We start from the raw sequence: 22758 nt of genomic DNA on the forward strand, positions 1-22758 counted from the left end.
GTGCACGCGGCCGGACGGCTCGCCGCCGCCGACGAGTTCGACGCGGCCCGGCTGCACCAGCTGACCCCGCCCGGCGCGGCCCAGCTCGCCGCGCAGCCCGGCTCCGCCGTCCTCACCCACCACGGGCTGACCGGCGCGCACGTGGTGGTCAGTGCCGACGGACGGGTGCGCGGCATCCTGGACTGGACCGCGGCGGCCCTCGGCGACCCCGCCGAGGACATCGCCGGGCTCGCCGTCGCCGTCGGCTCCCCGGCGGCCGTCCGCGCCGCCACCCTCGCCGGCTACGGCGCCCGCCCCTGTCTGCGCGGCCTGTGGCTGGCCCGCTGCGACGCCGTCGTCCGCCTCGCCGGCCGCCTGGAGGGCCGTACGACCGGCTCCCTGCCACTGCTGCGGGCCCAGCTGCGGCGCGCCTGGGAGCCGATCCTGCTGGAGCGGGTGACCGACCTCCAGGAGGACGAGCCGGAGCCCTGACGGGCCCGCAGGGGCCCCTCAGGGCCGTGCCGGTGCCGCCTCTCAGGGCTGCGTCAGCACCACGCACGACTCCCCGGGCACCTGGAGCAGCCCGTCCGGGCCCGGCGCCTCGACCGGGTCCCAGGCCGCGAGGATCTCCACCCGGCCGGTGCCCAGCGGGATCGCCGCCTGTTCCTTGCCCAGGTTCACCGCCACCCGCACGTCCCCGCGCCGGAAGGCCAGCCAGCGGGCGTCCTCGTCGTACGCGACCTTCGTGTCGGCGAGGTCCGGGTCGGTGAGGTCGGGCTGGGCGTGGCGCAGCGCGATCAGCTGCCGGTACCAGGCCAGCACGCGCGCGTGGGGCTCGTGTTCGGGCTCCGACCAGTCCAGGCAGGACCGCTCGCGGGTCGCCGGGTCCTGCGGGTCCGGCACCTCGTCCTCGGACCACCCGTGCGCGGCGAACTCCCGCCGCCTGCCCTGCCGCACCGCCTCGGCCAGCTCGGGGTCGGTGTGGTCGGTGAAGAACTGCCACGGCGTGCCCGCCGCCCACTCCTCGCCCATGAACAGCATCGGCGTGAACGGTGCGGTCAGGGTCAGCGCGGCGGCGCAGGCCAGCAGGCCGGGGGAGAGGTGGGCGGAGAGCCGGTCGCCCTGGGCGCGGTTGCCGACCTGGTCGTGGGTCTGGCTGTAGCCGAGCAGCCGGTGCCCGGCCACGCGCGAGCGGTCCAGCGGCCGCCCGTGACTGCGGCCCCGGAAGCTGGAGTACGTGCCGTCGTGGAACCAGCCGCCGGTGAGCGTCTTGGCGAGCGCGGCGAAGGGATCCCGCGCGAAGTCGGCGTAGTAGCCCTGGGACTCACCGGTCAGCGTGGCGTGCAGGGCGTGGTGGAAGTCGTCGTTCCACTGCGCGTGCAGCCCCAGGCCGTTCTCCGCGCGCGGGGTGATGAAGCGCGGGTTGTTCATGTCCGACTCGGCGATCAGGAACAGCGGCCTGCCGACCTCCTCGGCCAGGCCGTCGACCGCCGCCGACAGCTCCTCCAGGAAGTGGCACGCGCGCGTGTCGTACAGCGTGTGCACCGCGTCCAGCCGCAGGCCGTCGATCCGGTAGTCCCGCAGCCACGCCAGCGCGCTGCCGAGAAGGAAGGCGCGCACCTCGTCCGAGCCGGGCGCGTCCAGGTTCACCGCCGAACCCCACGGCGTGGTGTGCGTGTCCGTGAAGTACGGCCCGAACCGCGGCAGATAGTTCCCGGTCGGCCCCAAGTGGTTGTGCACCACGTCCAGGACGACACCCAGACCGAGTTCGTGCGCCCGGTCCACGAAGCGCCGCAGGGCCTCGGGGCCGCCGTACGGCTCGTGCACCGCCCACAGCGACACCCCCTCGTAGCCCCAGCCGTGCCGGCCCGGGAAGGGACACAGCGGCATCAACTCCACGTGCGTCACGCCCAGTTCCACCAGGTGCTCCAGGCGCGCGGCGGCGGCGTCCAGGGTGCCCTCCCGGGTGTACGTGCCCACGTGCAGCTCGTACAGCACCGCGCCCGGCAGCCCGCGCCCCGCCCACCGCGCGCGCCACTTGTACCGCCCGTGGTCCACGACCGCGCTCAGCCCGTCCGGGCCGTCCGGCTGGCGGCGCGAGCGCGGGTCGGGCAGCACCGGACCGTCGTCCAGCGCGAACCCGTACCGGGCGCCGTCCCCGGCGTCCGCCTCACCCGTCCACCACCCCGCGCGCGCGGGGTCGCGCGCCAACGCGCGCGTGGCGCCCTCGCAATGGAGCGTCACTCGGTCTGCCTGCGGTGCCCACACCTCGAACTGCACGGACGGTTCCCCTTCGTCTGCTCACCGTGATGTCCCGCGTCTCCATCGTGCCGCCCCGGGCGATCAATCCGCTCTCGAATCGGCCCTTTGCCGGCAGGTGTCGCGGAAGTACCCGCGGACCGGCGCCGATTCCGTGATTTCTGGACACCCGGGGTTCACTGCCCGACAATCACCAGCGTGACGTCGTCCTTCGAGTTCTCCACCTACCCCGCGCGCCTGTCCGACGCGGAGCGCGACAAGGCGCTGCGGGTGTTGCGCGACGGCGTCGCCATGGGCCGGCTCTCGCACGACACGTTCGTGCACCGCATGGAACTGGCGCTCGCCGCGCGCCGCTCCGACGAACTCGCCGCCCTCGTCGCCGACCTGCCCCGGGAGAACCGCTTCTCCCGCGCGGTCCTCGGCACCGTGGAGGCCGTCTCCGGGTTCACCGTACGGCTGCGGCGCGCCTGGCAGGCCGAACGGCTGCCCAAGCTGCTGCTGCCGCACCCGGACCACACCCATCCGCTGCGCATCGGACGGGACCCGGCGAACGGGCTGCGCCTGAACCACGAGACGGTCTCCCGCGTGCACGCCGAACTCCGCCGCCAGGGCGGCCTGTGGGTCCTCAGGGACCTGGGCTCGACCAACGGCACGACCGTCAACGGCCGCCGGGTGACCGGGGCCGTCGTCGTCCGCGAGGGCGACCAGGTCGCCTTCGGCAGGATGGCGTTCCGGCTCGCGGTGAGCTGAGCCCCGCCCGGCCGGACCTGTGCGAACCCGCGCGCGTGCGGTGCCGATCGGGTGAGCCGCACTGCGGAAGGCGGGCCGCCGTGCCGATGCATCGGGGTATGACGTACCTCACCAGAGCGGCAGCGGCGGCCGGCGCCCTGCTGACCGCCGCCGGTCTCCTCACCGCGGGACCGGCCCAGGCAGCCTCCCGTGGCGTCCTCCCGGGCAACTGGCTCTATCTCACGGTCACCAAGGGCGACGCCCGGTCCAGCGACACCCGCGGCACGCTGCTGATGTGCGAGCCGCCCCAGGGACACGCGCGCGCGTCGGAGGCCTGCGCGGAACTGGCCGCCGCCGGCGGTGCCATCGACCGCATCCCGGCCAAGCAGGTGTTCTGCCCGATGATCTTCGCCCCGGTGACGGTCCACGCGCGCGGGCGGTGGGACGGGCGGTCGGTCGACTTCCAGGAGACGTACACCAGCGCGTGTGTCATGAGGGCACGGACCGGCTCCGTGTTCGCCCTGGACGGCTGAGGGGCGGACCCCCGAGCGGGGGACCGGCGCGCCGGGGGTGGCGTGAGCCGGCGCGCGGGCGGCGTGGGTGGCTTCGGCCCCCGCGCCGCCCGCCGGCTCACGCCGCCTGGTCGCGGGCCTGCTGTGCCGCCACCAGTACCGTCCGGGACTGGTGCTCCACCTGGTGCTCCAACGGCACCCAGCGGGCCCGGAACCGCTCCGCGAAGGCGTCGCACCAGGTGGCGACGAGCTGTTCCAGGCGCGGCGCCGCCCGGTCGTCCGCCTCCCGCAGCACCCGCAGCAGCATCGCCGCGGCCCGCAGCGGCAGCCGCCGTCCGAAGGCGTCGACACTGCCGACGTACGCCATCGTCGTGCCCGCCGGAGAGGTGTGGGTCCAGTCCTCCGCGAGGCCCGGGATCAGCTCCAGCGCCCACTGCGAGGCCCGCAGCAGCGGCCCGTCCACGCCCTCCAGCCGGGGCAGCGCCTCGGCGAGGATCCGCTCGACCTCCCGGGCGTCCCGCAGCAGCCGCGTGGCCAGGCGCCGCATGGCCGCCGCCGGTGCCGGGTGCGGCGCCGGGTCGTCCACCAGGTCACTGGCCCACATCGGCACCTCCACCACGGCCGTCAGACCGCCGTACCGGTGCGCGTGGTACCAGGTGCTGTGCCGGGCGTCGTCCGGCAGGCTCGGGTAGGCCACGCCGGTCTCCGGGCCGGGCATCACATGCACACCGGGACCGGAGGCGGGCCAGCCCGCCGCGTCCGAGGCCCCCGTCTCCACCGGAATGTGCAGCTCCGCCGCGGACTTGGCGAAGGGCTCCGCGAGGCCGGGCACGTCCTTGGTCAGCTGCACCCAGCTGCCGCCCAGATCGGTGCCGTGCAAGGTCACCTGGAGATACGGGCGCAGTTCGTCTATGACCCGGGTCAGCGTCCGGGTCTCGGGCGGCAGTCGGTCCGGCGGCAGCACCGACGGCGACCACTCCGGCTGCTCCGCGCCCGTCGGCCGGTAGAAGCCGAGGTGGTAGTCGAGCAGGCTGCGCGGCGCCGGGGTCACGTGCAGACTCGCGCCGTCGGGGTCCGCGCACAGCAGGAAGTGCCAGGAGGTGCCGGCCCGCAACTCACGCTCGGCCAGCACCCGTTCGGCGAGCACCCGCAGGGTGGAGCCGCCCGTCGGCTCGTTGGCGTGCGCGCCCGCCACCACGAGCACCGCACGGCGGGCGTGCCCCACCGACAGCAGGTGCAAGGGTCTTCCCGCGCGCGAGACGCCCACCTGACGCAGCGCGCACAGCCCGGGTTCCTGAGCCGCCAAGGCCTGAGCGGCGGCGACCAGTTCGGGAACGCTGGGATAGCGCAGCTCCGGCAGAGGACTCACCCCCGACTTGTCCGCCCGGCTTCGCACCTCCCAGTCCCGCACGCGAAAGGTGAACTGTCAAGCATGCGGCGGGCAGGCTCCCGGGGCGCCCGGACGCAGGAGCCCGCCCCCGTTCGGGCCCCTGCGTTCCGTGGGCTCACTGCTGGTGCAGGCCGCGTCCCGCGAGCGTCAGGAACACCTCGCCCACCGCCTCCGACAGGGTGGGGTGCGCGTGCACGTGCCGGGCCACGTCCGAGGGCTCGGCGTCCCAGCCGACGATCAGCTGGCTCTCGGCGATCATCTCCGACACGTTCGGGCCGACCAGGTGGACGCCGAGCACCTGCCCGCCGCCGGCCTCCGCCACGACCTTCACCACGCCGCCGCGGCCGTGCACCATCCCCTTGGCGACGGCGGTCAGCGGCATCGTGTTGACGTCCACCGCGTGCCCACGCGCGCGTGCCTCGGCCTCGCTCAGCCCCACCGAGGCGGTCTGCGGCGCGGAGTACGTCACCCGGGGCACGGCCGCGTAGTCGACCGCCGGGGACCGGAGGCCGGCCACGGTCTCCGCCACCAGCAGGCCCTCCGCGAAGGAGGCGTGGGCCAGTCCGAGGGAGGGCGGCGGCAGCAGGTCGCCGACGACATGGACGCCCGGCACGGCCGTCTCCAGCCGGCCCCAGTCCTCCGGTACGACGAACCCCCGCTCGTCCGTCGTCAGCCCGGCCGCCTCCAGGCCCAGTCCCTCGGTGACGGGAGCCCGGCCGACGGCCACCAGCAGCCGCTCCGCCGTCAGCGCCAGGGTCTCTCCCCGCGCGGTCCGCACGCGCGCGCGTACGCCGTCCTCCAGCAGCTCCGCGTCCAGCAGCCGCGCCCCCGCCTGCACATCGATCCCGCGCTTGCGCAGGCCCCGCGTCAGATGCCGGCTGACGTCGGCGTCCTCCAGCGGCACGATCCGGTCGGCGGCCTCCACCAGGGTGACCTCGGCGCCCATGGACCGGTGGAAGGAGGCGTACTCCACCCCGATCGCGCCCCCGCCCAGCACCAGGACCGACGCCGGCAGCCCCGGCGCGAACAGGGCGTCGTCGCTCGTCACCACGCGCCGCCCGTCCGGCTGGAGCCCGGGGAGCGTGCGGGGGCGGGAGCCGGTCGCGAGGACGAGCGCACGGCGCGCGGTGAGATCGTGCACGCCGGGCGCGTCGTCGGTGAGCCCGTCCGGCGCACGGTCCGAGCGCGCGCCCGGCGCAGCGTTCGTACCCACGCTCTCCACCCGTACCGTGCGCGCTCCCGTCAGCCGCGCGCTGCCCCGCACCACCCGTACGCCCGCGTGCGCGAGGTGGGCCTCGACCCCCTTGTGGTTGCGCGCCACGATGTCGTCGCGCGTGGCCACCAGCGCTCCCCAGTCGACGGAGTCCACGGTGGCCTTCACGCCCCAGCGCTCACGGGCCTCGGCGATCCCGTCGACCAGCTCGGCGGCGTGCAGCATCGCCTTGCTGGGGATGCACCCGCGGTGCAGGCATGTTCCGCCGACCTTGTCGCGTTCGACGAGGACGACGTCCAGGCCGAGGGAGGCGGCGCGCAGGGCGGTGCTGTAGCCGCCGGTGCCGCCGCCGATGACGATCACGTCGGATGTGTTGATGCCCATGTCGATGGTCATGGCATCCACCCTCCGTCCACCCCTTGTCATGAGTCCAAGGCAATGTTGTTGTGGACTCCATGCACGATCTTCATGGCAGGACGGGGAGGGATGCGGGGACGTGAGCCTGCGCCAGATGGAGTACTTCGTGACGGTCGTCGAGGAGGCGTCGTTCACGCGCGCGGCGGACGCCCTGCACGTCACCCAGTCCGCGCTCTCGCACCAGATCAAGGCACTGGAGAAGTCGGTCGGCGGCGCCCTGCTGGAGCGCCTGCCCCGGGGCGTCCGCCTCACCCCCATGGGCCGCGCCTTCCTGCCGCACGCCGAACTCGCCGTCCGCAGCGCGGCCCGGGCCCGCCGCGCGGCCCGCGCCTCCGCCGGAGCCGAGGGCGGTGAACTGCATGTCGCGGCGCTGCACTCCATCGCGGTCGGCACCCTGCCCGACGTCTTCGCCCGCTGGCGCGCGGCTCATCCCCGGGTCCTGCTGCGCCTGCACGAGTACGCCACCGCCGAGGCCCTGGAGGAGGCCGTGCAGCGCGGCACCGCCGACCTCGCCGTCGGCCCCGAGCCGTCCGGGCGGCCCGGCACCGTCGTGACCGTCGGCGAGGAGGAGGTCGTCCTCGTCGTGCCCTTCGACGACCGGCTCGCCGGGCGTACGACGGTCACGCTCCCGGAACTCGCCGACCACGCCTGGATCCGCTGCGCCATGGAACCCGTCGTGCACGGCGAACGCTTCCTCGACCGGGCCTGCCGGAACGCCGGATTCCAGCCCCGGACCGCCGTGTGGACCGAGCACACCTCCACGGCCGTCCGCATGGCCGCCGCCGGTGTCGGGGTGTGCGCCGCGCCCGCCCACATCGTGCGGGGGGCCGTCGGCGAGGACTGCGTGGTCCTCACCCCCGACCCGCCCTGGAAGCGCTCCCTGACCGTCTACGCGCGCGTGCCGCCCACCGGCGCCGCCGCTGCCTTCGTGGACCTCCTGCGCGCGGCCTGGCCACCCCTGAACGCCGACGGCCCGCACGAGAACTGCGAGCCGCCCGCGGCGTGACCACACGCGGGAGGCGGTGTGCCGGACAGCTGTGCGCTGGGCGCAGGGTGGCCACCGGCGGGAGCGTGAGCCGTGCGACCGCCTCGGCCGCTCGCCGCACTGGGCCGCGGACCGGCCCCTGCGTCCTCAGTGGGCCACCGGCAGGCGGTCCAGGAGGTCCGCCATGGGTGCGTGGCCGGTGAACTCCCGGCCGGGGGTGAAGACGTCCGCCCAGCGGCCTGGCGAGAGCGTGAGCCGTACGGCCGCTCGCCGCACCGGTCCGCGGGCCGGCCCCTGGGTCCTCAGTCCTCCGTCACCCGTTCCAGCAGGGCCACCGGCAGGCGGTCCAGGAGGTCCGCCAGGGGTGCGTGGCCGGTGAACTCCCGGCCGGGGGTGAGGACGTCCGCCCAGCGGCCCGGCGGGAGCGGGAGGCGGGTCTCCCGCCAGCCGCCCGCCTCCGCGAGCCGCAGGGACAGCCGGGTCACCGCCGTGACCACCGATCCGGAGCGGGCGAACGCCAGGCAGTGGTCGGCCGCCGGGCCCTCGGCCGTCAGCGGGTCGTAGGACGCGTCCGCGCCGAAGGCCTGCGGGCACCGGGCGCGCAGCCGCAGCGCCGCCACCGTCAGCGCGTCCTTCTCGCCGGGTGCCTCCGGCGGGAACGCCACCGGCCGCCGGTTGTCCGGGTCCACCAGCGCCCGGTACTCGCCCTCCGTGCCCTGGTACACGTCCGGCACCCCCGGCATCGTCAGATGGACCAGCGCGGTGCCGAGGACATTGGCCCGCACGTGCGGCTCCAGCGCCTTGCGGAACGCCGCCACGCGCTCGCCGGGCGGCCCGCACGGCCCGGCCGCGACGAAGGACGCCACCGCCTCCTCGTACGGCGGCTCCTGTTCCGTCCAGCTGGTGTACATGCCCGCCTCGCGCACGTGCTTCAGCAGCGCCTGCTGGACCCGTTCCTCCTCGGCCGGACCCAGACCGAACACCGTCTGCCAGGCCGCCCAGGCCAGCTGCCCGTCCGGCACGCCCTCCTCGGGCAGGGTCACCTCGGCGAGCAGCTCCGCCCAGCGGTCCGGGCACTCGGTGAGCACGGCCAGCGCGGCGCGCACGTCCGCGCTGCGCTTGGTGTCGTGCGTGGAGACGACCGTGCCGGTGAGCGGCCAGTCGCGCTGCACGCGCGCGCAGTACGCGTGGAACTCCTCCGGGGAGACCCCCGGGCTGCCCGGATCGCCGCCCACCTCGGTCGCCGACAGCAGCGGTACGTAGCGGTAGAAGGCGGTGTCCTCGACCGACTTCGCGCGCAGCGCCGACGCGGTCTGCGCGAACCGGGTGCGGAACTCCACCCGGTCGGCGTGGTCCGGCGCCGACGGATCACCGGGCGGCTCGACCAGCAGCCGGCGCACGACGCCGACGGCCTCGGCCTCCTCGGGCACCACGAAGGCCAGCCGGGCCTCCTCGGCGGCCCCCTCGGTGATCACGGCGGAGGCGTCACCGGAGGCGTACGGCCGGTAGACCCGCATCCGGACCAGCAGCTCCTCCACGGCCGTCCGCAGCGCCCAGGGCGCGCGGTCGCGCAGCGAGAGGTCGGGGGAGGCGGCGCACAGCCGGGCCGCCACCCGGGTGAGCCGGTCCGTCTCGGTCGCCAGCTCGTGCGTGAGCACCTTGTACGCGGCCCGCCGGACCGTGGCCTCCCAGTTGCCGCCCCGGTCGGTCTGGGGCGCCGCGAAGGCCCGGTAGCGGCCCAGCAGTTCGTACGCCCCGGTGCGGTCCGTGAACAGGCCGTCGACGTGCCGCAGGGCGTCGTAACCCGTGGTGCCCGCAACGGGCCAGGAGGCCGGCAGGTGCTCGCCGTCGGCCAGGATCTTCTCCACGACCGTCCAGCGCCCGCCAGTCGCCTCGTGCAGCCGCGCGAGGTAGCCGTCGGGGTCGGCGAGCCCGTCGGGGTGGTCGATCCGCAGCCCGTCGAACACGCCCTCGCCCAGCAGCCGCAGGACGGTGGCGTGGGTGGCGTCGAACACCTCGGGATCCTCCACCCGCACCCCGATCAGCTCCGAGATGCTGAAGAACCGCCGGTAGTTCAGCTCCGTGCGGGCCAGCCGCCACCACACCGGGCGGTACCACTGGGCGTCCAGCAGCTGGGGCAGCGGCAGGTGCTCGGTTCCCGGCCGGAGTGGGAAGGCGTGGTCGTGGTAGCGCAGTACGTCACCGTCGACCACGAGGTGCGCGAGCTCGGAGCCGACCGGGCCGCCGAGCACCGGCAGCAGCACCCGGCCGCCCTGGGCCTCCCAGTCGATGTCGAACCAGCGCGCGTACGGCGAGTCGGGCCCCTCGCGCAGCACCTCCCACAGGGCGGGGTTGTGCCGGGGGGCCATGGCCATGTGGTTCGGCACGATGTCCACCACCAGGCCGAGGCCGTGCTCGTGCGCCGTGCGCGCCAGCGCGCGCAACCCCTCCTCTCCGCCCAGCTCCGCGCGCACGCGCGTGTGGTCCACGACGTCGTAACCGTGGGCGGAGCCCGGGACGGCCTCCAGGACGGGGGACAGATGCAGGTGGGAGACGCCGAGCGACGCCAGGTACGGTACGGCCGCTTCGGCGGCGGCGAACGGGAACGCGGGCTGGAGCTGCAGCCGGTAGGTGGCCGTGGGCACCCCCGGTCCGGGTCGCGCAGAAGTCATGGGAACCTACGTACCCCGCTCACCGTCTTTCGTGTCATCGACCTCCGCCCGGATCACGCACGCGTGTCCGGCGCCGTGCGCGTCCCCCTGGGCCGGCTGCCGACGGCGACGCCGCGCCACTCGCCCACCCGGCGTACGCGGTGGGCGGCACGGCACCGCCCAGCGGCACCGCCTTCACCCTTCACCCTCCATCCGTCATCCGCCGTCATGGCCCCTGGGCACCCGGGCCCCGGCACCACGACCGGACCGGCCGCGGGCGCGCGCCGCCGCCCGCGCAGGTCTCGCGTACGCGCCCGCCACGCGCGCGTACGGAACGGCTGCCCCGCACGCGCGCCCCCCCGCGCCCCTACGCCGGCCGTTGCAGCACCGTCAGGCTGCGGTCCGGCAGGGTGATGCGGTCGCCGGCCGCCACCTTCGCGCCCGTTCCCGGTGGCACCCCGTCCGGGCGGGCCGTGTCGACGACCACCTGCCACTGGCGGCCGTGGTCGACCGGTACCAGGAAGTGCAGCGGCGTGGGCGAGGCGTTGAACATCAGCAGGAAGGAGTCGTCGGTGATGCGCTCCCCGCGCGGGCCGGGCTCGGAGATGGCGTTGCCGTTCAGGAACACGGTCAGCGCGGACGCCTGCGCCGAGTTCCAGTCCTGCTGCGTCATCTCGCCGCCCTCGGGGGTGAACCAGGCGATGTCGGACAGCTCGTCGTGAGTGCCCTCCACCGGACGGCCGTGGAAGAAGCGGCGCCGCCGGAAGACGGGATGGTCGCGGCGCAGCCACACCATCGCGCGCGTGAACTCCAGCAGATCGCTCTCCAGGGACTGGGGCCAGTCCACCCAGGACAGCTCGTTGTCCTGGCAGTAGGCGTTGTTGTTGCCGCGCTGGGTGCGCGCGAACTCGTCGCCGTGGCTGATCATCGGCACGCCCTGCGACAGCATCAGCGTGGCGATGAAGTTGCGCATCTGCCGCGCGCGCAGCCGCAGCACCTCCGGGTCGTCGGTCTCGCCCTCCGCCCCGCAGTTCCACGACCGGTTGTGGCTCTCGCCGTCCCGGTTGTCCTCGCCGTTGGCGCTGTTGTGCTTCTCGTTGTACGCGACGAGGTCGTGCAGGGTGAAACCGTCGTGGCAGGTGACGAAGTTGATCGAGGCCAGCGGGCGGCGGCCGTCGTCCTGGTAGAGGTCGGACGAGCCGGTCAGCCGGGAGGCGAACTCGGCGAGCGTGCGCGGCTCGCCCCGCCACAGATCGCGGACCGTGTCCCGGTACTTGCCGTTCCACTCGGTCCACAGCGGCGGGAAGTTGCCCACCTGGTAGCCGCCCTCGCCCACGTCCCACGGCTCCGCGATCAGCTTCACCTGGGAGACCACCGGGTCCTGCTGCACCAGGTCGAAGAACGACGACAGCCGGTCCACCTCGTGGAACTGCCGGGCCAGGGTCGCCGCGAGGTCGAAGCGGAAGCCGTCGACGTGCATCTCGGTCACCCAGTACCGCAGCGAGTCCATGATCAGCTGAAGCACGTGCGGGGACCGCATGAGCAGCGAGTTCCCGGTGCCCGTGGTGTCCATGTAGTAGCGCGGATCCTCCGCGAGCCGGTAGTACGACGGGTTGTCGATGCCCTTGAAGGACAGCGTCGGACCGAGGTGGTTGCCCTCCGCGGTGTGGTTGTAGACCACGTCCAGGATGACCTCGATCCCGGCCTCGTGCAGCGCCCGGACCGCCGACTTGAACTCCAGCACCTGCTGGCCGCGGTCGCCCCAGGAGGCGTACGCGTTGTGCGGGGCGAAGAAGCCGATGGTGTTGTAGCCCCAGTAGTTGTTCAGGCCCATGTCCACCAGCCGGTGGTCGTTCACGAACTGGTGCACGGGCATCAGCTCGATCGCCGTCACCCCGAGCTTGGTCAGGTGCTCGATGATCGCCGGGTGGGCGAGCCCCGCGTAGGTGCCGCGCAGCTCCTCCGGCAGCCCGGGGTGCCGCATGGTCAGGCCCTTGACGTGGGCCTCGTAGATCACCGTGTGGTGGTACTCGGTGTGCGGCGGGCGGTCGTCGCCCCAGTCGAAGTAGGGGTTGATCACCACCGAGGTCATGGTGTGCGGCGCCGAGTCCAGGTCGTTGCGCCGCTCGGGCGCGCCGAAGTGGTAGCCGTACACCTCCTCGCCCCACCGGACCGACCCGCTGATCGCCTTCGCGTACGGGTCGAGCAGCAGCTTCGCGGAGTTGCAGCGCAGCCCGCGTCCGGGGTCGTACGGGCCGTGCACCCGGAACCCGTACCGCTGTCCCGGCATCACGCCCGGCACATACGCGTGCCGCACGAACGCGTCGCTTTCGCGCAGTTCCACCGCCGTCTCCGAGCCGTCGTCGTGCAGCAGACACAGCTCTACTCGGTCCGCGGCCTCCGTGAAGACCGCGAAGTTGGTTCCGGCGCCGTCATAGGTGGCGCCGAGCGGATACGCCTCTCCAGGCCAGACCTGCATGGATACGACTCTCCCAGGTGTGCCGTCCGCCAGGGGCCGCCTTGGCCCCGAGTCTCGTCCGAAAGTGAGGCAACCTCCCGTGGCTCACGCGCCCTCTTATCCAGTGACCAGTGCGCACGGCGGTTCTGGTACCCGCCGTGCGCCGAACCAGCGGGGCAGATGCGTACTCCCGGGGACCAGGGGGAGTAGGGGGAGAATGTGCGTGAGACAGTCCACCGCCATCTGGGCAAAGTACTGACCGGTGCGGCCCTCGCGGCGGCGGGGACGGCCGCGATGGTCGCGGTCACCTTGCCGGGCACGGCGGGAGCGGACGACTCCGGAGGCGCCGGCGGCGGCACGCGGGCCGCGCGCCAGACCGGGCAGGGTGCGGACGCGGCACCGCCCGGTGTCGTGGAGCGGGCACCCGCCGAGGAGAAGCAGGGCACGGGCCGTGACCCGCTCACCGACGACGAGATGCGGAGGGTGGAGAAGATCGCCGCGGCGGGACGGCTTTCGGCCACGGCACGGGACGTCGACGGCGACCGCGGACCGCAGCGGCTGAGCGTCGACCTCGCCGAGCCGGAGGCCGCCGAGGCGGACGACCCGGACGCGCCGCGGCGCGCCGACGTCACCTTCTACGACTACGGGAACGACACACTCGTCACCAGGACCGTCGACCTGGCGACGGGGAAGGTGGAGCGGACCGGCACCCAGCGCGGCGTCCAGCCGCCTCCGAGCCGCGCCGAGAACGCGGAGGCGGCCCGGATCCTGATCGCCGCCCCGCTGGGCGCGGGCCTCAAGGCGGACTACAAGGACGCCACCGGCAAGGAACTCACCTCGCCGGACCAGCTGGAACTGAGCGGCGGGATCTACGAGGCCTCCCCGGGCGCCCAGCCTGCGGTGCTCGACAAGTGCGGCGTCCACCGGTGCGTGCGGCTGTTCTCCAAGGTCCGCAACGGGCCGTGGATCGACACCCGGGACCTCGTGATCGACCTGAGCGCCCGCAAGACCGCCGCCCTCGACCGCGGCTGACCGGCCGCCACCCGACCTTCACGCCCGAACTCCGGTAAGGGAGTCACCTCTTCATGCCCGAGAAGCACCTGTCCCGCGCGGTCCGGACCCGAGCCCGCGGCCGCGCCGCCCGCACGGCGGCGGCCGTCGGAGTGTCCCTGGCCGCGCTGGCCGCCGGCGCGACGACGCTCGCCGGCCCCGCCGCGGCCCGGCCGCGGACCGCGCCCGCCGCGGCGGCCCCCGGCTGCAGCGCCGCCTACACGATCGAACAGAAGCTCAGCACCGGCACGACCTGGCGGATGTGCTGGCGCTACGACAGCAAGGCCGGCCTCGTCCTGGAGGACATCTCCTACCAGCCCAAGGGCGAGGCCAAGCCGATCAAGGTCCTCAACAGCGCCAGACTCGGCCAGATCCACGTCCCGTACGACGACGGGAAGCACGAGTACTACGACCTGACGGGCCAGGACTTCGCCCAGGAACTGATGGATCTGTCGCCCGGTGAGTGCCCCGGCGGCACCATCAAGACCGTCAAGGTCCCGGACGGCGACCCGCGCCACCCGAACGTCAAGGGCCTGTGCACGACCACCCGTTCCCGTGGCCACGCCTACCGGATGCACGACCTCTTCCAGTCGGACAGGACCTATCAGGAGCAGGGCAAGGACCTGCTGGTCTACACGGTCAACCAGGTCGGCTGGTACGAGTACATCACCGAGTGGCGCTTCCAGGACGACGGCACGATCAACATGAACGTCGGCGCGACCGGCAGCCTCTCCTTCGAGGACTACAACGCCCAGGACGGGCGCGGCTGGCCCATCGGCAAGGGCGCCCGGGACTACGCCACCAGCCACAGCCACAACGTCTTCTGGCGGCTCGACTTCGGCCTCGACGGCTCGTCGAAGACGAAGGTCGAGCAGTACGACTCCACCGTCAGCGCCGCCGCCGGGCGGGAGGGCCCGACCGCCCGGACCACCCGGACCAAGGTCGGCAAGGAACTCGCGGGCGACTACAAGACCTACCGCTGGTGGCGGGTGGTCAGCGCCACCGGCAAGAACAAGGACGGGCACGCCCGCTCGTACGAGCTGGTCCCCGGACCCACCACCAAGTACCCGGGCCGCAGCTTCACCAAGCACGACATGTACGTCACCGAGTACGACAAGTGCGAGCTGTTCGCCAGCAACAACCCGACGTGCGCGGCCGGTCACCCGAAGTCCGTGGACAAGTGGGTGAGCGGCCAGGCCCTCACGCACCCCGTGGTCTGGGTGAACGTCGGTTTCCACCACATCGCCCGGGACGAGGACCAGCAGCCCATGCCCGTGCACTGGCAGGGCTTCTCCATCGCCCCGCGGGACGTCACGGCTATGAATCCGCTCACTCCGAAGGACCTGGCATGGCAGAACGGACACTGGGAACCGCGTAGTTGAGCACAGAAGTCGGGAAACCGACCTGTCCATCCGGCTGCACCGCCGACCGCTCGCGGAGTACCCTTCCTTGATCGTTGAGACGGGAAAGGCCCGGGGGAGCGGAAGGCGGTGCACGGGTGGGCTCGGGAGGGCTGGAGCTGCCTCCTGGTGACGAGGGTCACGAGGGGAACTCCACAGACGTCCCGCCCGGCGCGGTGTCCCTGGCCCGGCCGATGGACGCGGGTTCCATCGGTCCGGAGCTGGACTGGGACGCCGACGCCTGGCGCGAGGTGCGCACCCGCGCCCAGCGGGCCGGCCGGGCCTACATCTGGCTGAACCTCGTCGAACAGCGGCTGCGCGCGGTCGTGGCGGCCGTGCTGCGGCCCATCTACGAACCTGTCCACGGCGACGAGTGGGTGGTGGCCGCGGCCGGCCCGGCCGGGCAGGAGTGGGTGCAGCGCGCGGTCGCCGTCCGGGAAGTCAGCCGCCGCAAGGGCTACTTGCTCGATCCGGCCGACGACAACGTGCTCAGCTTCCTCACCCTGCCCCAGCTGCGCGAGCTGGTGGTCCAGCACTGGCCGTGCTTCGAGCCGTACTTCGACGAGCGCCGGGACCTCGAACTGGCCCTCGACGAGCTGGAGGTCACCCGCAACGTCGTGTCCCGCAACCGGGCCCTGTCCGAGGCGGTCCTCAGCCAGGCCGAGCGGGCGTCCGCCCGGCTGCTGGAGATGCTCGGCGCGGGCGGTGACGTCCCCTCGGCGCGCCGGCTGCCCGTCGACGCGGTCGAGGACCTGGTCGGCGACCGGTACGCCGACGTCGTCGCCGTCCACGCCGACCGGGTGCGGCTGCTGCGCCAGTTCCCGGCCGAGGACATCTTCGGCGGCGCCCGCCGGCTCGACGCGATCGGCATCGGCCTCAACCTGCTGGTGCAGAACTTCTCCGGGCGGCGCCTGGTCCGGCTCGCCGAGAGCGGCTGCCGGGTGCGGCTGCTCTTCCTCAACCCGGCTTCCAGCTCGGTCAAGCGCCGCGAACGCGAACTCGGGATGAAACGGGGCGAACTGAGCCGCTCGGTGGAGATGAACATCCTGCACATGCGCCGGGTGCGGTCCCGGCTGCGCGACCCGGGCGCGTTCGAGATCCAGGTGTACGACGAGACGCCCCGCTTCACCGCCTACCTGGTGGACGGCGACGGCGCCGACGGCATCGCCGTGGTGCAGTCCTATCTGCGCGGCGCGCGGGGGATGGAATCGCCGGTGCTGGTGCTGCGCAACGGCAGCCGGCTGGTCAAGTCGGACGACGTGGGTGAAGTGGGACTCTTCCCGACATACCGCGAGGAATTCGAGCTGGCTTGGGCGGATTCGCGCCCGGTGTCCTGAACGGCCGGGGCGGGCAAGCGCGGGGGAAGCGGAACGCTGTCGTCTGATTGTCAGTGCCGCGTGCGAGGGTGGAGGCCACTGGGGGAAAGCACCACCAAGAAGGGGGGCCGCCCATGGGCTGGCACCGGGAGCTGCTGATCGGCTTCGACCTGGAGACGACCGGGACCGATCCGCGGGAAGCGCGCATCGTCACGGGCGCCGTGATCGAGGTCAGGGCCGGTGAGCCCATCGGGTGCCGGGAATGGCTGGCCGATCCGGGCGTGGAGATCCCGGCCGACGCGGTCGCCGTGCACGGCATCAGCAACGAACGCGCCACGGGCGAGGGGCGTCCGGCCGACCAGGTGGCCGACGCCATCGCCGACGTCCTGGTGACGTACTGGAAGACGGGCGTCCCGGTCGTCGCCTACAACGCGGCGTTCGACCTCACCCTGCTCTCGGCGGAACTGCGGCGGTACGGCCTGCCGTCCCTGACCGACCGGCTCGGCGGCACCCACCCCGCCCCGGTCGTCGACCCGTACACCATCGACCGCTGGGTCGACCGCTACCGCCGCGGCAAACGGAACCTGGAGGCGGTCTGCGCCGAGTACGGCATAGTCCTCGGCGCCGCCCACAACGCCACCGCCGACGCGCTCGCCGCGGCGCGGCTCGCGTCCGCGATAGCCGACCGCCACCCGAAGATAGCGTCCCTGGGCCCGGCGGAACTGCACCGCCGCCAGATCGAGTGGTACGCGCAGTGGGCGGCCGACTTCCAGGCGTTCCTGCGCCGCAAGGGGGAGACGGACGCGGTGGTCGACGGCACGTGGCCGCTGCGGGAGTTGTCAGCGGGCGCGCGGTCCGCCTAGCCGCGGGCCGCGCGAACCGACCGGTGCGGGCTGCTGTCCGGGCCGGGTCGTGCCGCCCGTCAGAACGGGTACCACCGCACCGTCTCGTCCCCGTCCCGCAGCGACGCCACCCTGCGCCGGAACTCGGCCAGCGCCTTCGGGTTGGACGGTGCGTGCTGGGCCACCCAGGCACAGCTCGCCGTCTCCCGGGCGCCCCGCAACACCGCGCACCCCTCCCACTCCCGCACATCCCACCCGTACGCCTCGGTGAAGGAGTCGTACGCCTCGGCGGGCAGCCCGTAGCGGTCGCGGGAGAGAGCCATGACGACCAGGTCGTGCTCGCGCAGATCGGCGGAGAAGGTCTCCAGGTCGACCAGGACGGGGCCGTCCGGGCCGACGTGCACGTTCCGGGGCAGCGCGTCCCCATGGATCGGCCCCGGCGCCAGACGCGGCGTCAGGGCCGCCGCCTGCGCGGCGAAGCCGTCCCGGCGCGCGCGGAGAAAGGCCGCGTCCTCGGGGTCGATCGCGTCGCCCGCGAGCCGCAGCCAGCGTTCCACACCGCCCAGCAGATCGCGGGGCGGCAACCCGAAGGGAGGAGAGGGCAGTGCGTGCACCCCGCGCAGCAGCACGGCGAGGTCCCGCGGCTCGGCCGGCCGTACGGGATCCGGCAGCCGGTGCCACACGGTCACCGGGTGGCCGTCCACCAGCAGCGGCTTCGGCTCGGCCGCGCGTACCGCCGGTACGTCCGCCTCGGCCAGCCAGCCGGCGACGGCCAGCTCGCGCTCGGCCCGCGCCAGCAGCTCCACGTCCCGGCCCACCTTCACCACCAGGTCGCCGGCCGCGAACACCGCGTTCTCACCGAGGGCCAGCAGCCGCGCGTCCCGGGCCGCGTCCGGCAGCACTCCCGCCGCGGCCAGTACGTCCCGCGCGCGTGCCTCGTCCATCGTCCTGCCTCCGTGCCGTCTTCCCGTGCCGTGTGCGTCCGGTCCCCGGCCAGTCTCGCATTCACCCAGGTCGGCCACCGGGCGCGGGCCCGGCCGTCGTGCGCGGTCCCTTGACGGGGTACCGGGGCTTCACGAACATGAACACGCCAACCGGAGCAGGCAAAGGGGCTGATTCCGTGACATCAGTGGCCGAAGCCCGGACACCACCGGCCCGAGTGCGGCGGCCGGCCGGCCGCCGCGTCGCCGATCGCGGCCCCTGGTTCCTGGTCCTGCCCGCCCTCGTCCCGATCCTCCTGCTCAGCGTCGGCCCGCTGCTCTACGGCATCCTGCTGGCCTTCACCGACGCCCAGTCCGGACGGACGGCCGCCACCCGGTGGATCGGCGCCCTCAACTTCCGCGACCTGCTGCACGACACCCTCTTCTGGGAGTCGTTCCGGATCGGACTGGTCTGGGCGGCCGGCGTGACCGTGCCCCAGTTCCTGCTGGCGCTCGGCCTGGCCCTGCTCCTGAACCAGGACCTGCGCCTGCGCGGCCTGGCCCGGGCCCTCGCGATCGTGCCCTGGGCGATGCCCGAGGTCGTCGTCGGCATCATGTGGCGCCTCGTCTACAACCCGGACGCCGGCGTCCTCAACGAGACCCTGCGCGACCTCGGCCTCGGCACCGGCCGGGACTGGCTGGGCGGCCTGGCCACCGCGCTGCCCGCGGTCGTCCTCGTCGGCGTCTGGGCGGGCCTGCCCCAGACCACGGTCGCCCTGCTCGCCGGCCTGCAGAACGTCCCGCGTGAGCTCCACGAGGCCGCGGCGGTCGACGGCGCGGGCGCCTGGCGCCGCTTCCGCACGGTCACCTGGCCCGCGCTCAGACCGGTGGCCCTCGCCATCACCGCGCTGAACCTCATCTGGAACGTCAACTCCTTCGCCCTGGTCTACGTGCTCACGACCGGCGGACCCGGCGGGAAGACCCGGCTGCCGATGCTCTTCGCCTACGAGGAGGCCTTCCGGTACGGCCAGTTCGGCTACGCGGCGGCGATGGGCTGTGTGCTCGTCGCGGTGGTCGCGGTCCTGCTCGCGGTGTTCCTGGCCGGCCGGCTGAGGGGTGGTGACGACCGGTGAACACCCCGCGCACCCCGCGGACCCGCGGCGCCGTCCGGGCGGCCCGCGCCGGACAGTACGCCGCCCTCCTCGGCTACCTGCTCTTCCTGGCCTTCCCCCTGCTGTGGCTGCTGTCCACCGCGCTGAAGTCCCCGCGCGAGCTGGGCAGCCTGCACCCCACCTGGATCCCGCGCCACCCCACCCTGGCCAACGTCCGGCAGGCCTTCGCGGAGCAGCCGCTGGCGCACGCCGCCCTGAACTCGCTGCTGGTGGCGGTCTGCACGGCCGTCGTCGCGGTACTGATCGCCACGCCGACGGCCTACGTCATGGCCCGGCACCGCACCCGGTGGGCCCGGGCCGCCACGGGGTGGGTCGTGGTCAGCCAGGCGTTCCCGTTCGTGCTGGTGATCATCCCGCTGTTCCTGGTGCTGAAGAACCTGCGGCTGATCGACTCCCTGACCGGACTGGCGCTGGTGTACGTGGTCTGGGCGCTGCCGTTCGCGCTGTGGATGCTCACCGGGCACGTCCGGGCGGTGCCCGCCGAACTGGAGGAGGCGGCGGCCGTGGACGGCGCCGGGCGGCTGAGGACGCTCGTGTCGGTGACGGCGCCGCTGCTGGCACCCGGCATCGCGGCGACGGCCCTGTTCGCGTTCGTCACCGCGTGGAACGAGTTCTTCTTCGCGCTGGTGCTGCTCAAGAGCCCGGACAGACAGACCCTGCCGGTGATCCTCACCCACTTCATCGGCGCGGAGGGCGTGGCCGACCTCGGCCCGCTGGCCGCCGCCGCGTTCCTCGCCACCCTTCCCTCCGTGGCCGTCTTCGCGCTCGTGCAGCGGCGGATCACGGGCGGCCTGCTCGCCGGGGCGGTGAAGAGCTGATGGGGGGCCAAGGGCTGATGCGGACCAGAGGCGCCACGGCGCTCGTCGTGCTCCTGCTGCTCCTCGCGGGCTGCTCCTCGGGCGGCCGCGCCGACGGCGGCCCGATCACGCTGCGGTTCCAGTCCCTGGCCTGGCAGCAGGAGTCCGTCACCGCCAACAAGGCTCTGGTGAAGGAGTGGAACGCGTCCCACCCGGACGTGAAGGTCGAGTACGTCCAGGGCAGTTGGGACAGCGTGCACGACCAGCTGCTGACCTCCTTCGAGGGCGGTGAGGCGCCCGACGTCATCCACGACGCCTCCGACGACCTCGCGGACTTCGCCTACGGCGGCTACCTCGCCGACCTGACCGGCCTGCTGCCCGCCCGGCTCAGGTCCGACATCCCGGCGAGCACCTGGGATTCGGCCAGGTTCGGCGACGGCGTCTACGGCGTGCCGTTCCTCCAGGAACCCCGTGTCCTGATCGCCGACGCGGACCGGCTGCGCGCGGCGAAGGTGCGCATACCGACCCCGGAACACCCGTGGAGCTGGGCGGAGTTCCGGCAGGTGGCCAAGCGGCTCAGCGGGCCCGGGCGGTACGGGGTGGCGTGGCCGCTGAAGGAGCCGGTCTCCGCCACGCTCAACCTGTCCCTGTCGGCGGGCGGGCGGCTGTTCCACCGGGGCGCCGACGGGAAGGTCACCGTACGGTTCACGGCCGGGGACGCGGTCGTACCGCGCACCGTGCACGACCAGGTCGCGGTCGACCACAGCGCGCCCGCGTCCACGCTCGGCAGCGGCGGCTCGGACACCCTGCCGGGCTTCTTCGGCGGCCGGTACGCGATGGTCCCGCTGGGCTTCTCCTACCGCCAGCAGATCGCACAGCAGGCTCCCGCGGGCTTCCGCTGGGAGGTGCTGCCCGCGCCGGCGGGCGCCGACGGGCTCACCCAGGGCGTCAGCCCGCAGACGCTGTCCGTCTCCGCCGACTGCCCGCACAAGAAGGAGGCGGTCGCGTTCATCGACTTCCTGCTGCGACCGCGGAACATGGTCCGCCTCGCCCTCGGTGACTGGATGCTCCCCACCGGCACGCAGGCCCTGAGGGACCCGGCCCTGCACACCGCGGAGAACGGCTGGGCCACCGGCACCGCCCTCGCCTCCCGGCTGCGCCCGGCGCCCGCCCAGTCCGTGCGCGGCTACCCGGAGTGGAAGGACAAGGTGGCCACCCCGGCCTACCAGGAGTACTACAGCGGAGCCATCGGCCTCGCCGAGCTGCGCCGCCGGCTGGAGAGGGACGGCGATCTGGTGCTGGCCCGCTACCAACGCTGAGCGCGGCTGGCGGGCCGTGCGGGGGTGCGGTCCGGCCGCGCACGCGCTGCCGCACGGACAGGGAAATCGTTTGAACGAGACGTCTCGTCTCGCCTAGCCTTCCGGGCATGACCGCGCCCGCCCACATCGCCATGTTCTGCGTCGCCGCCCACGGCCACGTGAACCCCAGCCTGGAGGTGATCCGCGAACTCGTCGCCCGGGGGCACCGGGTCACCTACGCCATCCCGCCGGCCTTCGCCGACAAGGTGGCCGCCACCGGGGCCCGGCCAGTGCTGTACACCTCCACCCTGCCGGGCCCGGACGCCGACCCGGAGGCCTGGGGCAGCACCCTGCTGGACCACGTGGAGCCGTTCCTGGACGACGCCGTCCAGGCGCTCCCGCAGCTCGTCGAGGCCTACGCCGACGACACCCCCGACCTCGTCCTCTACGACATCACCTCCTACCCGGCCCGCGTCCTCGCCCACCGCTGGGGCGTCCCGGCGGTCTCGCTCTCCCCGAACCTCGTCGCCTGGGAGGGCTACGAGGAGGAGGTCGCCGAGCCGATGTGGGCGGAGCCCCGGAAGACGGAGCGCGGACGGGCGTACTACGCCCGGTTCTCGGCGTGGCTGGCCGAGAACGGGATCACCCGGCACCCGGACTCCTTCGCCGGCCGCCCAGCGCGCTCCCTCGTGCTCATCCCGAAGGCGCTCCAGCCCCATGCCGACCGGGTGGACGAGCGCGTCCACACCTTCGTCGGCGCCTGCCAGGGCGACCGCGCCGACCAGGGCGACTGGCAGCGGCCCACCGGTGCGGAGAAGGTCGTCCTGGTCTCGCTCGGCTCGGCCTTCACCAAGCAGCCCGCCTTCTACCGGGAGTGCGTGCGCGCCTTCGGCGACCTGCCCGGCTGGCACGTCGTCCTCCAGGTCGGCCGGCATGTGACCCGCGCCGAGCTGGGCGACGTACCGGCCGGCGTCGACGTGCGCAGCTGGGTGCCGCAGCCGGCGATCCTGCGGCAGGCCGATCTGTTCGTCACGCACGCGGGCGCCGGCGGCAGCCAGGAGGGACTGGCCACGGGGACGCCGATGATCGCCGTACCGCAGGCCGTCGACCAGTTCGGCAACGCCGAGATGCTCGAAGGGCTCGGGGTCGCCCGGCACCTGCCCGCCGAGGAGGCCACCGCCGAACGCCTCCGCGAGGCCGCCCTCGCCCTGGTGGACGACCCGGAGGTCGCGCGCCGGCTCAAGGAGGTGCGGGAGGAGATGGCCCAGGAGGGCGGCACCCAGCGGGCGGCCGACCTCATCGAGGCCGAACTGCCCGACCGCCGCCCGAGGTAGGGCCTGGCCGAGTCCGGCCGTCACCGGTACGCCTGG

The 22758-nt window shown here is 73.7% G+C and carries 19 protein-coding genes; 12 read left to right on the forward strand and 7 right to left on the reverse strand.

The window, feature by feature from the left end; all coding sequences use genetic code 11:
* Window positions 1-471 (forward strand): phosphotransferase (locus ABZV94_RS24110; RefSeq protein ID WP_356343486.1); only part of this gene is annotated, 471 nt, incomplete at its 5' end.
* 42 nt (window positions 472-513) lie between these two features.
* On the opposite strand, the gene treZ is transcribed toward ABZV94_RS24110, so the two are convergent.
* Window positions 514-2259: a malto-oligosyltrehalose trehalohydrolase gene (gene treZ / locus ABZV94_RS24115; RefSeq protein ID WP_356343488.1), complete on the reverse strand. Its 1746-nt coding sequence runs from the start codon at window positions 2257-2259 to the stop codon at window positions 514-516.
* 177 nt (window positions 2260-2436) lie between these two features.
* Between treZ and ABZV94_RS24120 the strand changes: the two genes are divergently transcribed.
* The gene (locus ABZV94_RS24120; protein ID WP_356343490.1) at window positions 2437-2988 is read left to right on the forward strand and encodes a DUF1707 and FHA domain-containing protein; all 552 of its coding nucleotides are present in this window, start codon (window positions 2437-2439) and stop codon (window positions 2986-2988) included.
* A 98-nt stretch (window positions 2989-3086) separates the two neighbouring features.
* Window positions 3087-3500: an SSI family serine proteinase inhibitor gene (locus ABZV94_RS24125; protein ID WP_356343493.1), complete on the forward strand. Its 414-nt coding sequence runs from the start codon at window positions 3087-3089 to the stop codon at window positions 3498-3500.
* Between the two features lie 97 nt (window positions 3501-3597).
* On the opposite strand, the gene ABZV94_RS24130 is transcribed toward ABZV94_RS24125, so the two are convergent.
* Both ABZV94_RS24130 and lpdA read right to left on the reverse strand, forming a co-directional pair.
* Entirely contained in the window at window positions 3598-4848 is a 1251-nt protein-coding gene (locus ABZV94_RS24130) for a M14 family zinc carboxypeptidase (protein WP_356343495.1), read from the reverse strand.
* 136 nt (window positions 4849-4984) lie between these two features.
* On the reverse strand, window positions 4985-6478 hold the full coding sequence (lpdA, locus tag ABZV94_RS24135; RefSeq protein WP_356343498.1) for a dihydrolipoyl dehydrogenase: 1494 nt from the start codon (window positions 6476-6478) through the stop codon (window positions 4985-4987).
* A 100-nt stretch (window positions 6479-6578) separates the two neighbouring features.
* Here lpdA and ABZV94_RS24140 point away from each other — a divergent pair, with 100 nt between their 5' ends.
* Entirely contained in the window at window positions 6579-7505 is a 927-nt protein-coding gene (locus ABZV94_RS24140; RefSeq protein ID WP_356343500.1) for a LysR family transcriptional regulator, read from the forward strand.
* 126 nt (window positions 7506-7631) lie between these two features.
* Here ABZV94_RS24140 and ABZV94_RS24145 read toward each other — a convergent pair whose 3' ends face one another.
* From ABZV94_RS24145 to glgX, 3 genes are all read right to left on the reverse strand, one after another.
* The gene (locus tag ABZV94_RS24145; RefSeq protein ID WP_356343502.1) at window positions 7632-7760 is read right to left on the reverse strand and encodes a hypothetical protein; all 129 of its coding nucleotides are present in this window, start codon (window positions 7758-7760) and stop codon (window positions 7632-7634) included.
* A gap of 26 nt (window positions 7761-7786) precedes the next feature.
* Window positions 7787-10156: a malto-oligosyltrehalose synthase gene (gene treY, locus ABZV94_RS24150; protein ID WP_356343505.1), complete on the reverse strand. Its 2370-nt coding sequence runs from the start codon at window positions 10154-10156 to the stop codon at window positions 7787-7789.
* Between the two features lie 346 nt (window positions 10157-10502).
* Window positions 10503-12614 (reverse strand): glycogen debranching protein GlgX, encoded by a 2112-nt coding sequence (glgX, locus tag ABZV94_RS24155; RefSeq protein WP_356343507.1) that lies wholly within the window; start codon window positions 12612-12614, stop codon window positions 10503-10505.
* A 198-nt stretch (window positions 12615-12812) separates the two neighbouring features.
* On the opposite strand from glgX, the gene ABZV94_RS24160 reads away from it, so the two are divergent.
* The 4 genes from ABZV94_RS24160 (at window position 12813) to ABZV94_RS24175 (ending at window position 17222) form a co-directional block, all read left to right on the forward strand.
* Complete coding sequence (locus ABZV94_RS24160; protein WP_356343508.1) at window positions 12813-13625, forward strand: Tat pathway signal sequence domain protein; 813 nt, start codon at window positions 12813-12815, stop codon at window positions 13623-13625.
* A 53-nt stretch (window positions 13626-13678) separates the two neighbouring features.
* On the forward strand, window positions 13679-15025 hold the full coding sequence (locus ABZV94_RS24165) for a copper amine oxidase (RefSeq protein WP_356343510.1): 1347 nt from the start codon (window positions 13679-13681) through the stop codon (window positions 15023-15025).
* 116 nt (window positions 15026-15141) lie between these two features.
* Window positions 15142-16380 carry an SAV2148 family HEPN domain-containing protein gene (locus ABZV94_RS24170; protein WP_189813887.1) on the forward strand — a complete coding sequence of 413 codons (1239 nt, stop codon included), beginning with the start codon at window positions 15142-15144 and terminating at the stop codon, window positions 16378-16380.
* A gap of 113 nt (window positions 16381-16493) precedes the next feature.
* Window positions 16494-17222: a 3'-5' exonuclease gene (locus tag ABZV94_RS24175; protein ID WP_356343513.1), complete on the forward strand. Its 729-nt coding sequence runs from the start codon at window positions 16494-16496 to the stop codon at window positions 17220-17222.
* A gap of 59 nt (window positions 17223-17281) precedes the next feature.
* Here the strand turns inward: ABZV94_RS24175 and ABZV94_RS24180 are convergent, their stop codons facing one another.
* Window positions 17282-18145 (reverse strand): aminoglycoside phosphotransferase family protein, encoded by an 864-nt coding sequence (locus ABZV94_RS24180; RefSeq protein ID WP_356343516.1) that lies wholly within the window; start codon window positions 18143-18145, stop codon window positions 17282-17284.
* A gap of 215 nt (window positions 18146-18360) precedes the next feature.
* Between ABZV94_RS24180 and ABZV94_RS24185 the strand changes: the two genes are divergently transcribed.
* The 4 genes from ABZV94_RS24185 to mgt all read left to right on the forward strand — a co-directional run bounded on the left by ABZV94_RS24185 (window position 18361) and on the right by mgt (window position 22722).
* Complete coding sequence (locus tag ABZV94_RS24185) at window positions 18361-19254, forward strand: sugar ABC transporter permease (RefSeq protein ID WP_356343551.1); 894 nt, start codon at window positions 18361-18363, stop codon at window positions 19252-19254.
* The gene (locus ABZV94_RS24190; protein ID WP_356343518.1) at window positions 19251-20111 is read left to right on the forward strand and encodes a carbohydrate ABC transporter permease; all 861 of its coding nucleotides are present in this window, start codon (window positions 19251-19253) and stop codon (window positions 20109-20111) included. Before ABZV94_RS24185 ends, ABZV94_RS24190 begins: the two co-directional genes overlap by 4 nt.
* Window positions 20112-20128: 17 nt before the next feature.
* On the forward strand, window positions 20129-21409 hold the full coding sequence (locus ABZV94_RS24195; RefSeq protein ID WP_356343520.1) for a sugar ABC transporter substrate-binding protein: 1281 nt from the start codon (window positions 20129-20131) through the stop codon (window positions 21407-21409).
* A 107-nt stretch (window positions 21410-21516) separates the two neighbouring features.
* A complete protein-coding gene (gene mgt, locus ABZV94_RS24200) occupies window positions 21517-22722 on the forward strand; it encodes a macrolide-inactivating glycosyltransferase (RefSeq protein WP_356343523.1) in 1206 nt (401 codons plus the stop codon).
* Window positions 22723-22758: the final 36 nt, after the last annotated feature.

This window comes from Streptomyces sp. NPDC004658, from assembly GCF_040609555.1.
In the GTDB taxonomy this organism is placed as follows: Bacteria; Actinomycetota; Actinomycetes; order Streptomycetales; family Streptomycetaceae; genus Streptomyces.